This window comes from Trichococcus pasteurii (assembly GCF_900112935.1).
Lineage (GTDB): Bacteria > Bacillota > Bacilli > Lactobacillales > Aerococcaceae > Trichococcus > Trichococcus pasteurii.
The window spans coordinates 303,978-316,973 of sequence record NZ_FONM01000002.1; the positions used below are offsets into that span (position 1 = coordinate 303,978).

General features: G+C 48.6%; 11 protein-coding genes and 1 pseudogene. All 12 read right to left on the reverse strand.

Annotated elements, in window-relative coordinates; genetic code table 11:
* Positions 1 to 3: 3 nt before the first annotated feature.
* The 12 genes and pseudogenes from codY to BM184_RS03750 all read right to left on the reverse strand — a co-directional run bounded on the left by codY (position 4) and on the right by BM184_RS03750 (position 12,981).
* A complete protein-coding gene (gene codY / locus BM184_RS03695) occupies positions 4 to 822 on the reverse strand; it encodes a GTP-sensing pleiotropic transcriptional regulator CodY (protein ID WP_086941506.1) in 819 nt (272 codons plus the stop codon).
* A 72-nt stretch (positions 823 to 894) separates the two neighbouring features.
* A pseudogene (hslU, locus tag BM184_RS03700) lies at positions 895 to 2,304 on the reverse strand (ATP-dependent protease ATPase subunit HslU).
* 16 nt (positions 2,305 to 2,320) lie between these two features.
* On the reverse strand, positions 2,321 to 2,845 hold the full coding sequence (gene hslV / locus BM184_RS03705; protein WP_086941507.1) for an HslVU peptidase proteolytic subunit: 525 nt from the start codon (positions 2,843 to 2,845) through the stop codon (positions 2,321 to 2,323).
* Between the two features lie 12 nt (positions 2,846 to 2,857).
* Positions 2,858 to 3,775, reverse strand: a complete 918-nt coding sequence (gene xerC, locus BM184_RS03710) for a tyrosine recombinase XerC (protein WP_086941508.1) — start codon at positions 3,773 to 3,775, stop codon at positions 2,858 to 2,860.
* Between the two features lie 71 nt (positions 3,776 to 3,846).
* Positions 3,847 to 5,157, reverse strand: a complete 1,311-nt coding sequence (trmFO, locus tag BM184_RS03715; protein ID WP_086941509.1) for a methylenetetrahydrofolate--tRNA-(uracil(54)-C(5))-methyltransferase (FADH(2)-oxidizing) TrmFO — start codon at positions 5,155 to 5,157, stop codon at positions 3,847 to 3,849.
* A 17-nt stretch (positions 5,158 to 5,174) separates the two neighbouring features.
* A complete protein-coding gene (topA, locus tag BM184_RS03720; RefSeq protein ID WP_086941510.1) occupies positions 5,175 to 7,244 on the reverse strand; it encodes a type I DNA topoisomerase in 2,070 nt (689 codons plus the stop codon).
* Positions 7,245 to 7,359: 115 nt separating this feature from the next.
* Entirely contained in the window at positions 7,360 to 8,268 is a 909-nt protein-coding gene (gene dprA / locus BM184_RS03725) for a DNA-processing protein DprA (protein ID WP_086941511.1), read from the reverse strand.
* A 93-nt stretch (positions 8,269 to 8,361) separates the two neighbouring features.
* Entirely contained in the window at positions 8,362 to 9,138 is a 777-nt protein-coding gene (locus tag BM184_RS03730) for a ribonuclease HII (protein ID WP_086941512.1), read from the reverse strand.
* Positions 9,135 to 10,013, reverse strand: coding sequence for a ribosome biogenesis GTPase YlqF (gene ylqF / locus BM184_RS03735; RefSeq protein ID WP_086941513.1), 879 nt, complete (start codon positions 10,011 to 10,013; stop codon positions 9,135 to 9,137). The genes BM184_RS03730 and ylqF overlap by 4 nt, the downstream gene beginning before the upstream one ends.
* 86 nt (positions 10,014 to 10,099) lie before the next feature.
* Positions 10,100 to 10,762, reverse strand: coding sequence for a signal peptidase I (lepB, locus tag BM184_RS03740; RefSeq protein ID WP_086941514.1), 663 nt, complete (start codon positions 10,760 to 10,762; stop codon positions 10,100 to 10,102).
* 33 nt (positions 10,763 to 10,795) lie between these two features.
* Positions 10,796 to 11,344: a signal peptidase I gene (gene lepB / locus BM184_RS03745; RefSeq protein WP_086941515.1), complete on the reverse strand. Its 549-nt coding sequence runs from the start codon at positions 11,342 to 11,344 to the stop codon at positions 10,796 to 10,798.
* A gap of 164 nt (positions 11,345 to 11,508) precedes the next feature.
* Complete coding sequence (locus tag BM184_RS03750; protein ID WP_086941516.1) at positions 11,509 to 12,981, reverse strand: S41 family peptidase; 1,473 nt, start codon at positions 12,979 to 12,981, stop codon at positions 11,509 to 11,511.
* Between the last annotated feature and the right edge of the window lie 15 nt (positions 12,982 to 12,996).

Sequence of the window (12,996 nt, forward strand, 5' to 3'; positions counted from 1 at the left end):
TGCTTACTGATCATTTTTTTGATACAAAGCCTTTTTTAAAGCATCAAGCAATTCTGCGGAAACGACTCTGATGAACGTTCCCTTCATGCCGAGCGATCTCGTCTCGAGAATGCCGGCTGATTCCAGTTTCCTTAAGGCATTCACAATAACGGAGCGCGTAATATTTTTTTCTGCCGCAATTTTTGATGCGGTGATGCGTTCCTCTAAGGATGGAAAAGTCTCAAAAATCGCCTTGACCGCCTCCAGCTCGCTGAAAGACAATGATTTGATGGCGATCTGGATCAGTGTGGTCACTCGTGTTGCCTCTTCCATGCGCAAATTGATGGTATGCAGCAACTCAATGCCGATTACGGTGGCACCGTGTTCGGCAAGAATCAAGTCGCTGCTGTCAAAAGCCGGACCCATCCGTGCCAAAATCAAACTCCCCAAGCGCTTGCCGGAAGCAAAAATCGGAACGATTGTTGTGACACCTGTAATGAACAAGTCTCTGCTTTCGATCGGAAAGGCTGTGAAATCAGATTCAATGCCGATGTTCGCGGTCGTCTGAAACAAGGCAGACAGATTTTGGGCATACTGCTCCGGAAACTTTTTGTCCTCCAGCATTTGTTTGATGCGGGCATTGTTGATATCGGTCGCCTCACTGTAGCCTAATAGATTGCCGGACAGATCGATCAGATACGTGTTGGCCCTTAAAATATCCCCAAGCACGCTTGCCATTTCCGTAAAGGGTAATGCCGTCGCTTCGTCGCTGACAGCGACAAAGCCCCCTTCTTTTTGCAGCATGTAGTTGATCCTTCTCAACTTTTCTAATAATTCGTCCATATTTCCCCCCATACGATCATCCGTCAGAAAATATCCGCAAGGTTTATCCAGCCTAAAGGGGATTTTTTATGCTTAAAGGATATATCTTCTTAAATCTTTGTTCTCTACAATTTTTTCAAGTTTTTCATCCACATAATGTTCTGTTATCGTAATCTCTGTCCCAGGTATTTCGGAAGCCTCAAACAACAGATCCTCCAGCAATTTCTCCATGATCGTGTGCAGCCTTCTGGCTCCGATGTTATCGGTTTCCTGGTTGACTTCAGTCGCGATGACAGCCATTTTCCGGATGGCTTCCTGGGTGAAGGTGATGTTGACGTCTTCCGTTGCCAACAGTGCGGTGTATTGCTTCAGCATCGCGTTATTTGGCTCGGTGAGGATCCGCACAAAATCATCTTCCGTAAGGTCATTCAATTCAACCCGGATCGGGAAACGGCCTTGCAGTTCCGGGATCAGATCGCTTGGCTTGGAAACGTGGAACGCTCCGGATGCTATGAAGAGGATGTGGTCCGTTTGGATAGCCCCATACTTGGTGGAAACTTGGCTTCCTTCGACAATCGGAAGGATATCCCGCTGAACGCCTTCCCGCGACACTTCGCCTGAGTTTTGCGATTTGGAAGTGATTTTGTCGATTTCATCGATGAATATGATGCCGTTGGTTTCGGCCAACTTCAAAGCTTCCTGCGAAATATCATCCTTATTGACCAATTTGTCGGTTTCTTCCTGCACGAGCACCTCAATGGCATCCTCGACCAAAAGCGTCCTTTGCATCTTCTTTTTCGGCGTCATGGATTCAAACGCCGACTGAAGCATCATCATTTGCTCGTTGTTTCCGCCGGCTCCCAATGGATGTGCTTGTTTTTCCTCAACTTTGATCGAGACGTCACGCTTATTCAGCAGTCCTTTGCGCAATTGCTCGATGATATCCGCTCTGCTCTTGGCGATTTCGGCGGTCACTTCTTCGGCAGCTTCTTCCTGATCTTCAGGCAGTGGCATCCCCAGGTTTTTGAACATATTTTGCCAGTCATTCATTCCATCTTGTTAGGGCTTCGCTTTTTTGATCCCCGGCTTCATGACTTTGGCCAGTCGTTCTAAAGCCGCTTCGTAGGCTTTGGCATACACATCTCCGCGTTTTTGCTTTTCGACAATCTGGATGGCGTTCTCCATCAGATCGCGGACCATCGACTCGACGTCACGCCCGACATAACCGACTTCCGTGAATTTGGTGGCCTCGACCTTGACGAAGGGTGCCTCGACCAACAACGCCAAGCGTCTCGCCAGTTCTGTCTTCCCTACTCCGGTCGGGCCGATCATCAGAATGTTTTTCGGAGTCACTTCTTTTTGCATGTCAGCATCCAATTTTTGTCTTCTGTAGCGATTCCGTAAAGCGACAGCGATCGCTTTTTTGGCCGCATCCTGCCCGATGACATAACGATCGAGCTCCTTGACGATTTCTCTGGGTGTTCTGTTGTGCTGTTCCTTCATTATAGTAGCCACCTATCTAAAATTCTTCAACGATGATGTTGTCGTTAGTAAATACGCAGATTTCTGAGGCGATCTTGAGACTTTCGTAGGCGATTTCTTTTGCGGAAAGATCGGAGCCTCTTCTTTTCAGGGCTCTTGCTGCAGCCAAGGCATAATTCCCGCCCGAGCCGATCGTAAGGATCCCATCATCCGGCTCGATGACTTCCCCGCTACCGGAAACAAGCAGCATCTGCTCCTTGTTCATGACAATCAGCAACGCCTCCAGCTTCTGAAGCGCGCGATCGCCGCGCCATTCTTTCGCCACCTCGATGGAGGCGCGCAACAGGTTCCCTTTGTATTGATTGAGTTTCTCTTCAAATTTATCCTCCAGGGTGAACGCGTCCGCTACTCCACCAGCGAAACCGACGATGACTTCATCATGGTAAATGCGTCTGATTTTTTTGGCGGTCCCTTTCATGATGACGGATTGGCCCATCGTCACCTGACCGTCCCCCGCCATGGCCGACCGTCCGTTGTGCTGCACTGCACAGATTGTTGTCATTTTTTATTCCCCCTATTTCTTGCTGTCCCGTTTCGCCCGTGGATGGAATTGGTTGTAATTCCTTTGCAGGGCATCTTTCGTCACGTGTGTGTATATTTGAGTGGATGACAGGCTGGCATGTCCCAAAAGTTCCTGAACTGTCCGCATATCCGCTCCGTTATTCAGCATATCGGTCGCAAATGTATGCCGCAGCATATGGGGATGCAACGTCACGGTCAATCCGGTTTTTTTCATGATCTGTTTCAGTATGTATTCAACGCCGCCTGCCGTGAGCGGATCACCCAAGCGATTCACAAAGAGATAATCATGGCTGCGTTGGTGTTTAGTCATCAATTCGGATCGGGTCATTTCCAGATACTCCTGGATAGCTGCTGCGGCATAATGGCCAAACGGCACATACCGCTCTTTATTCCCTTTTCCGAAAATCAAAATAACTCCCAAGTCAAAGGATATATCCTGCAGCTTGATGTTCTTGCATTCGCTGACGCGGATTCCGGTCGCATACAACAATTCCACTAACGCCCGGTTCCGGTAGTCCAATATTTCCGTCCCTTCGGCTGCGCGCAATAGTTTTTCCAATTCTTCTTCGTAAAGGTACTGCGGCAGACGCAGTTGCTTTTTCTTGAAAGAGATATAGGATAAAGGGTTTTCATCAAGAAGGTCATTGCGGATCAGGAAGTGATAGAACCCCCTCAAGCTGGACAACGTGCGCGAAATCGTGTTTCGGCTCAGTTTTTGTTCGTCCAAAAAACTCAAATACAGGCGGACATCATACAATTGCACCGCCATCAAATCGCTGGTTCCACTTTCCTCAAGAAAGGATTCGAATTTTTTCAGGTCAAACAGATAGGCCTTGACGGTTTCGTCGGAATAGCGCCTCTCGATAGCCAAATAGTTTATGAAACGATCGATTAATTCTTGATTAGACAAAAAAATCCCTCCAACATCTTATGACTAAATTTATCACAATGTTGGAGAGATTTCAATGTAAGCTGGCGAACTTAAATCGTTTGCACGAATTCGTCCAGAGCAGCCAACGCTTTATCGGCTATCATTTGGTTTTTGAGCTGTTTGTCACGGATTTTCTTGCCGCCTAACGGTTCAATGATGCCGAAGTTGGCATTCATCGGTTGGAAATGCTTGCTGTCCGTGTTCGTTATGTAGTGCGACATCGCACCGATCATCGTCTCTTTCGGAAAAACAACGCATTCCTGTCCGTTCGCCAATCTGGCGGCGTTAAGGCCCGCCAACAAGCCACTGGCGGCACTCTCGACATATCCTTCAACTCCGGTCATCTGGCCGGCAAAGAACAGATCGTCGCGTTTCTGGCTCTGATAGGTTGAGCGCAGTATTTTTGGAGAGTTCAGGAACGTATTCCGATGCATGACTCCGTAACGCACGATCTCGACATTTTCCAAGCCCGGGATCATTCGCAGGATCCGTTTCTGTTCTCCCCATTTCAGGTGAGTCTGGAAACCGACGATGTTGTATAGGGACCCGGCGGCATTGTCCTGGCGGAGCTGTACAACCGCATACGGAATCTTTCCGGTCTTCGGATCTTCCAGCCCGACCGGTTTCATCGGACCGAACAGCAACGTTTTTTCGCCTCTTGAGGCCATCACTTCGAAAGGCATGCACCCGTCGAAATATTTTTCCTCCTCGAATTCCTTCAAGGGGGCCACCTCAGCCGCAATAAGTTCGCGATAGAAATTTTCGAATTCCTCTTTAGTCATCGGACAGTTCAAGTAGGCGGCTTCGCCTTTGTCATAACGCGACTTCAAGTAAACCTTCTCCATATTGATGCTGTCTTTTTCCAACACCGGTGCGGCGGCATCATAGAAGTACAACCCTTCCGTTTCGATGAAATTTTGGATCGATTGGCTTAATGGTTCCGAAGTCAAAGGGCCTGTCGCTACCACCGTGATCCCTTCAGGCAATTCCGTCAGTTCATCCAGATGGATCGTGATGTTGGGGTGGTCTTCCAATGCTTTCGTAACATATGCCGAAAAAGTGTCGCGATCGACAGCCAAAGCGCCGCCTGCTGGAAGCGCGGTCGCATCGGCCGCTTTGATGATCAGAGAGTTCAGATGACGCATTTCTTCCTTTATCAATCCGGCAGCGTTCGTGACTTGGTTCGCCCGCAGCGAATTGGTGCAGACCAATTCCGCGAAACCTGAAGTGTGGTGAGCAGGCGTCATCTTTTTGGGTCTCATCTCATAGAGATCGACATGGATACCTTGCTCCGCTATTTGAAAAGCCGCTTCGCTTCCGGCTAGGCCGGCTCCGATTACGGTAACTGTTTTACTTGTCATAGTATGCCTCCATAACGTTATTTCTGTACGTCTTCCTCGTATTCACAATGACTGCATTTCACTTGGATGCCGCCTTTGACCTTCTTCTCAACAAGATAATGTTGACATTTCGGGCAATCGCGGCCGATCGGTTTGTCCCAGGAGATGAATTCGCACTCTGGATAGCGATCGCAGCCATAGAATATCCGGTTTTTCTTGGATTTCCGCTCGATGACCTCGCCTTTATGGCACACAGGGCACGTCACGTTGATTTTCTTCACGATCGGTTTCGTGTTCCGGCATTCCGGGAAATTACTGCACGCATAGAATTTTCCGAATCTGCCGATTTTGATGACCATCGGATGGCCGCATAACTCGCAATCGAATCCGGCGGGTTCATCCTTGATCTCAATTTTTTCGATTTCGACTTCCGCTTTCGACAGTTCTTCGGCGAATGGTTTATAAAAACGATCGACCACTTTGACCCATTCCATTTTTCCCTCTTCGACACTGTCAAGGTCCTGTTCCATCCCGGCAGTGAAGGAAATGTTCACGATATCCGGAAAATAGGTGGAAATCAAGCCATTGACGATCGTACCCAACTCGGTTGGCTCGAAACGTTTTGCCGTCACTTTTACGTAATAGCGTTTCTGGATCGTTTCGATTGTTGGAGCGTAGGTCGAAGGTCTTCCGACGCCGTTCTCCTCCAGTGCCTTGATGAGTGTCGCTTCCGAGTATCGGGCCGGCGGTTGTGAGAAATGCTGATTCGGTTCGATGTCCTTCGAGAACACCGTATCGCCGACAGCCATCTCCGGCAGAAGGTTGTCTTTTTCTTTGGCGTTGCCTTCTACGTAGACTTTGCGGTACCCGGCAAAGTTCTCTTTGGAACCTGTCGCACGGAACATGACATCCTCGTGCTTGAGATCTACCTTCATCGTATCAAAGATCGCCGGAGTCATCTGACTAGCCAAAAAGCGTGCCCAGATCAATTGGTACAGTTTGAACTGGTCCTTCGTCAAGAAGGCTTCGATCTCGCTTGGAACCCTTAAAACGCTGGAAGGACGGATAGCTTCATGGGCATCCTGTGCCGATTGGGAATTTTTGCTTTCGCGCTGTTTCTCGATGGCATATTCCGGACCGTATGTGCCCGTGATGTATTCATGCGCTTCCTCTATAGAACCGGCCGACACTCGTGTCGAATCCGTTCGCATGTAGGTGATCAATCCAACCGAGCCTTCTTTGCCGAGCGCAATCCCTTCATAGAGTTCTTGTGCGATCATCATCGTTTTCCGCGTACGGAAATTTAGTTTGTTGGCGGCTTCCTGTTGGAGACTGGAAGTCGTGAAAGGCTGAGCCGGGTTGCGTTTTTGCTGTTTCTTCGTAACATCGGTGATTTCAAAGACATTGGATGTAATTTTTTCGAATACCGCATCCGCTTCCTCTTTGGTCTTCAACTTCAGCTTTTTCCCGTCCAACCCGTAAAACGCTGCCTGAAAAACATGTTTGTCCTTCAGGAAAGTGCCGTCAATTGTCCAAGACTCCACAGGTTCGAAACCGGCAATCTCTTCCTCGCGGTTGATGATCAGTTTCAGCGCAACGGACTGAACCCGTCCGGCACTCAAACCTTTTTTGACTTTCTTCCATAGTATTGGTGAAATGGAGTACCCGACCAGACGATCCAGGATCCTTCGGGCCTGCTGAGCCGAGACAAGATCCATATTGATCGGTCTTGGGTTTTTTAGCGCTTCCTTAACTGCGTCCTTGGTTACTTCGTTATACACGACGCGGATATTGTCTGCTGGATCCAAGCCCAACAAGTGTGCGAGGTGCCACGAGATGGCTTCCCCTTCTCTATCCGGGTCGGAAGCCAAGTAGATTTTTTCTGCCTTATGGCCATATTTTTTTAATTCTTTAATCAGGTCGCCTTTACCACGGATGGAAATATAATCCGGCTGGTAGTCATTTTCGATATCAACCGCCATCCGGCTCTTTGGTAAATCGCGCAAGTGGCCTTTGCTTGCTACCACTTTATAGTTTCTGCCAAGATACTTTTCTATCGTTTTGGCTTTGGTAGGTGATTCCACGATGACTAAATATTTATAAGCCAAAGAAACGACTCCTCTCAACGAAATATTTTGTATGTATATTTCTGTCATTTAAATCGTTTCCCATCTTATGTCATAAACTAGGTGTTTGTCAAATGGAAGTTATTTCGCAGATGCTTCAGTTCCACTGCGTTCTCATTTCTTCCAGCACGTCGGTCGCATTCAAAACGCAAGCAGCACCGGCCTTTATCAATTGATTGGTGCCGACACTGAGTCGGCTGGTAATATTTCCGGGGACCGCAAAAACGTCCCGGTTTTCCTGCAGCGCCAGATTCGCGGTTATGAGGCTGCCGCTCTTTTCTGTCGCCTCGATCACCAGCGTTGCCAAGGAAAGGTTGGCGATCAGACGATTGCGCATCGGAAAATGATAGCGTTCCGGCTTCGAGCCTAAAGGATACTCACTGACGACGAGCTGCTCTGCCATCATTTTCCGCTGAAGGGAGGCATTTTCCCTTGGGTAGGTGAGATCCAGCCCTGTTCCGATGATGCCGATCGTTGCTCCGCTGTTTTCGATTGTACAGGAATGAACCATTTGATCGATTCCTTTGGCGAGCCCGCTTACCAGCGTGATGCCTTCCGCAACCAATGGCGGTATCATTTCGTTCAGGACTGCCTTTCCGTAGCCGGACGGGCTGCGGCTGCCTACGACGCTCAAACAAGGCTGCTCCAACAAACGGATATTCCCCGCACAGAACACCACGACAGGCGGCAGATAGCTGTTCAGCCAGCCTTCCGGATAGTCGTTGTCCAGGATGGTCAAAATCTGGATATCTTTGCTCCGGTACAGCTCCAGCAGCTCTTCATATGGCGTCTTGCTGCATGCTGTCAGTATGGCTGACTTCAATTTCTGTTGTTTGGCTTCATTGGTCATCGGCACATAACTGTTTACGTTCTCTTCTATTGAATAACACGGATCCCTCATCCAAGACAAATACAGATGCTTCATGAAATGGGGTGTGCACACGCCCGTCATTGCATGATAAATCAACTTATCGCGGACCGTCAGATCCTCGCGGTTCATTTCCATAAAAAAACTCCTTTGCGTACCATCTGTTAAGATAATACGCAAGGAGTTGGATTATGCTTTATTAAATTGTTTGAATTTGGATGGCAGAAGCCCTTATTGCCCTCTCAGCATGCTTTTGATCGGATCAAACGTCTTCCGGTGGATGGGTGTGATGCCATGAGCATCCAAACCGGCTAAATGCAATTGGGTGCCATACCCGGCGTTCTTCTCAAAGCCATAGTGTGGATATTGCACGGCATATTCGGACATCAGGCGATCTCGGTATACTTTCGCGACAATGCTGGCGGCAGCGATGGAGACGGATTTGGCATCCCCTTTGATGATCGATTGCTGCTCAACCGGCAACGGCAGCTTCATGGCGTCGATCAGCAGGCTGTCCGGTTCTTGTTTCAGATTGGCGATCGCCTGCATCATCGCCAGTTTCGTGGCTTCATAAATATTCACGGCATCGATCGTTTCGGGGGAAATCAAGCCGATCCCTACGTCCGCAATGTCCATGATTTGATCGTAAAGTTGCTCCCTTTTTTTTGCAGAGAGTTGTTTCGAATCATTGACCGGGAGGAAAGGGATGTCCGCCGGAAGAATGACGGCTGCAGCGACCACCGGGCCGGCTAACGGGCCCCTGCCGACTTCATCGATTCCTGCGATGGCAAGACGGCCTTTCGCCTTCAGCTCTTCTTCGAATGCCATCATCTGGATTTGCCTCTCTTTTAAGGCAAGGTCGAGCTGATAATTCCGCTCCCACGATTTTACTGCAGCTTGGACACCTTTGCGGGAATCCTCTCGGATTGCTGTCCAACGTTGATCTTCCAACGTTTGGATTTCCTGCAATTGCTCCTTGATGGCAGCGACGCTTAATGGTTTGTTCATTCCGATAAGCCCTCGCCAGCCTCCGCTAGCTTCACGGGAACCTGATCCAAAGTATACGGACCCAGTTTGCCGCCGCGGATGTCAAAAATGATTTTTTCGCTGGCTCGGCTGTAGTCCTCGCCAAAGCGCAGTTTCGTGGTCAATTCCATCAACAGATCCGGAATGGCCCCTTCAAACTGTTTTTCATCCACCTTATAGAATGCCTGCAATCTGCCCGGATAATGCTGCATAAAATGACGCAACGCAAATAGAGCAACGTCATCCTTATGGAAAACCGTATCCTTGATCGCTCCGGTCAGGGCAAGCTTTTGCCCGATCAGCTGATCCTCGAACTTGGGCCACAGTATTCCTGGTGTGTCCAGCAACTCAAAATCACCGCCGATTTTCAACCATTGTTGCCCTTTTGTCACGCCGGGGCGATTGCCTGTCTGGGCGCGGTTCTTCTGCATCAGTTTGTTGATTAAAGTTGATTTCCCAACGTTCGGGATACCAAGGATCATCAAGCGGATGGCACGGGGTTTGACGCCTTTGTTGATCATCGCTTGCGTTTTGTGGGCCATCATATCCTTCAGTTCTCTTTTGATGTTCTCTACATCTTTATTGTTCAGCGTCGAAATCGAAACAGCTCGCTGCGCTTTAGTATCCTGTTTGAAGTATTCGACCCATTCTTTTGTGGCAGTCTTATCCGCAAGATCGGCCTTATTGAGGACAATCAATCTTGGTTTGTTTCCGATGATGTCATCGATCAAGGGGTTCCGGCTTGATTCCGGAAGCCGCGCATCAAGCAATTCTATCACCAGATCGACCATTTTTAATTTTTCCAACGCTTCGCGTTTCGCTTTAGCCATGTGGCCTGGAAACCATTGTATTAACATATTGACACTTCCTTTTCTGAGTAAATCATTTGTTTCCATTTCAAGACAAAACACAAGTGCAAATACACTTGTGTGCGGTTGTCTCCTTATTCTTCTGCACCATTATCATCGATGATCCCTATTTTGTTCAAAGGCCACAGTCTTAAATCGGCTGTCCCCTCGATTTGTGCTGCCGGGATGAACCCGAAAACACGGCTGTCTTTGGAAACGCTGCGGTTGTCCCCAAGAACGAAATACATATCTTCAGGGACAGTCGCTTCCCCTGTCAAGCTGAAGAGCGTGAAATCGCCAGTCAATGCCTGATTTGAGCTTTCTTTCAGCGCCTCAAGATAATGCTCCGCTACTTTTTCGCCGTTGATATACAGCTCATCCTGGAAATAGGTGATTTCGTCACCCGGCAACCCGATGATGCGCTTCACATATTCTTCATCGGACCCGTCCGGAGCAGGGAACACCACAATATCAAAACGATCGACTTCAGCCAATTTGTTCAGGATCAGTCGGTCTCCGGTCTCCAAAGTTGGAACCATCGAATCGCCGACAACCTGGAACGGATAAAACAGATAAGTCCGGATGACAATGAAGAGCACAAATGCGATTGCCACCGAAAGGATAAGATTTAGGACTTCCCGCAAAAAACCGCCTCGGTTTTCTGGTTGGACTTCTTTCTTTTTATCAACCCCGAATCTTTCGTTCCTTGAAACAAAACCAGAGTCTTGGTCGTAATGATCTTTATTTCCAAATGACATCGAATCACCCTTTCTTATAAATCCAGCTGGTACTTAATTTTCAATAAATCCAAAATCCTCAAATGGAAAATACACCATTGCAGCTTTTCCGGCTATATCAGCCTGCGAAACAAACCCGAATATCCGGCTGTCCCGGCTGCGTACTCTGTTGTCCCCAAGCACAAAATAGCTGTCTTCCGGGACCGTCTCAACTCCTGTCAAGGACAGCAAATCAAAATCCGAAGTGAAAACATCCATCCCCTGCTGCTTCTCTGTCCCCAGAAAAGGCTCTTCGATGAGCTCGCCATTCAGGTATAATTGATCCTCACTGTAAGAAATGGAATCACCCGGCAAACCGATGACACGCTTAATGAGCGTTTGCCCCTCTTCATTGCTGAAGATGATGATATCAAAGCGGTCAATGTCCGAAAACGTCTCATATAAGAGATAGTTGTCCTGTGCCAGCGTGGGGCTCATGGAGTCGCCTTCCACTTTGAGCGGAATGAACACATAAAAACGGATGATGACCACCAGCAGCAAGGCTAAGGTGATCGCCTTCACCCAATCCCAGATACCATCCTGCATCTTTTTATCTACTTTCATCGGTATCAACCTTTTTGGTTATAGTTTGTGCTAAAACAACACTCATAGTTTAGCACATTTTGCGCATAAAAAGAATCGCAACCGGTCCAAAGGCGATTATTCCAAGCAATTCCAGGCATTGCAAAAAGGTTTGGCACTTCTTAAGAGCTGCCAAACCTTTCGGATTATTCGTTCCCTATCAGTATTTCCACAGCCTTATCGTACTGTGTATCGTTCTCTGTTAGGACTTCCCGCAATTTTTCGACTATCGCCAATGCAGTGTCGCCCGTTACGATACCGGTCGTTTCCAGCTCATTTGCAGCTTGGAATGACACTACCTGTTCGACAGTGTCTTCATCGTAATAACCGTCCGCCTCGACTGCATAGCCGATGGCATTCAGCATCGCTTCCACATTTTTGACCTCTTCCGAGACAGTTCCTTCTTCATAGGTCGCTGTGGAATCGATGATCGTCAACGTAGCGTATTCCGGAAGATCGACTTCGTAGTCCACTGCAATCCCTTTTTCATGGATCCAGTTGCCGTTCGGCGTCAGCCACTTAGCAACCGTCAATTTCAACTCGCTGCTTTCAGTCAAAGGATAAACGGTCTGCACTGTCCCTTTGCCGAAGGTTGTTGTCCCGACCAACGGTATTTCGGATGATTCCTGCAATGCACCCGCGACGATTTCCGATGCGCTGGCGCTTCCCTCATCGACAAGCAGGACGGTTGGTTCGGTTATCTTGAAATCTCCGAACTCGCTTTCGCTGGCCACAATCTTATTCGGCTCGGCATCTTTTTCTTGCGTCTGCATGATGACGTCGCCGTCGTCAAGGAACATATTGCTGATCTTCAGAGCTTGATCCAACAAACCGCCTGGATTCTGCCTGAAATCAAACACAAAGGATGTGGCGCCTTGTGTACGCAGATCCGTTACAGCGCTGACGATATCGTCATAGGTCGGCGTCGAGAAACTGGAAACGTGGACGATGCCGATTTCCGGATATTCTTCATCCAGTTCAAACGTCACCGTTTCGATCGGAATCGTGTCCCTGATGATGTTCACCTTGAAGGTCTGATCCCCGCGCACGATTTCCAGGACAACTTCACTGCCCTTTTCGCCTCTGATCAGAGCGACTGCCTCACTTGCTGTCATTCCCTGCAAGGCTTGGCCATCCGCACTGAGGATGATGTCATTCGGCAACAGGCCCGCTTTTTCGGCTGGGGAGCCTTTGATCGGCGAAACAATGACGATTTGCTGATTCAAGGACATGATTTCAGCTCCGATCCCTTCGAATGAGGCGGAAATCGTCTCATCCAAGTTATCGCTCGCTTCGGTATTCAAGTATTGACTGTAGGGATCGCCGACTGCTTCCACCATGCCGCTCAAGGCACCCTCGATCAGCGCCTCTTCATCGACACCTTCGACATAATTGTTGAGCAGCGTCTGATAGACAGCCCCGATACGATCCGCTGCCGCCGCATCCAATGTAGAGCTGTTCGTCCCTTGGATGATTTCCTCTGTGGAAGGAAGCGTTACGCTCCTCCCGATCCATGCATACGTCCCGCCGATCGCTGCAGCAGCGACGATGATCAAGGAAAGGAAATAGAAGGAGAGTTTGACTCCGCGTTTTTTTAGTTTATGCCCGTTGTTGCCCATTCAAAGTACACCTCT

Bases quoted from the DNA above. Each gene is read 5' to 3' on its own strand.
- codY (WP_086941506.1), bottom strand. From the start codon at position 822: ATGGACGAATTATTAGAAAAGTTGAGAAGGATCAACTACATGCTGCAA.
- lepB (WP_086941514.1), bottom strand. From the start codon at position 10,762: ATGTCATTTGGAAATAAAGATCATTACGACCAAGACTCTGGTTTTGTT.
- BM184_RS03730 (WP_086941512.1), bottom strand. From the start codon at position 9,138: ATGAACAAACCATTAAGCGTCGCTGCCATCAAGGAGCAATTGCAGGAA.
- ylqF (WP_086941513.1), bottom strand. From the start codon at position 10,013: ATGTTAATACAATGGTTTCCAGGCCACATGGCTAAAGCGAAACGCGAA.
- trmFO (WP_086941509.1), bottom strand. From the start codon at position 5,157: ATGACAAGTAAAACAGTTACCGTAATCGGAGCCGGCCTAGCCGGAAGC.
- hslV (WP_086941507.1), bottom strand. From the start codon at position 2,845: ATGACAACAATCTGTGCAGTGCAGCACAACGGACGGTCGGCCATGGCG.
- lepB (WP_086941515.1), bottom strand. From the start codon at position 11,344: ATGAAAGTAGATAAAAAGATGCAGGATGGTATCTGGGATTGGGTGAAG.
- BM184_RS03750 (WP_086941516.1), bottom strand. From the start codon at position 12,981: ATGGGCAACAACGGGCATAAACTAAAAAAACGCGGAGTCAAACTCTCC.
- dprA (WP_086941511.1), bottom strand. From the start codon at position 8,268: ATGGAAATGAACCGCGAGGATCTGACGGTCCGCGATAAGTTGATTTAT.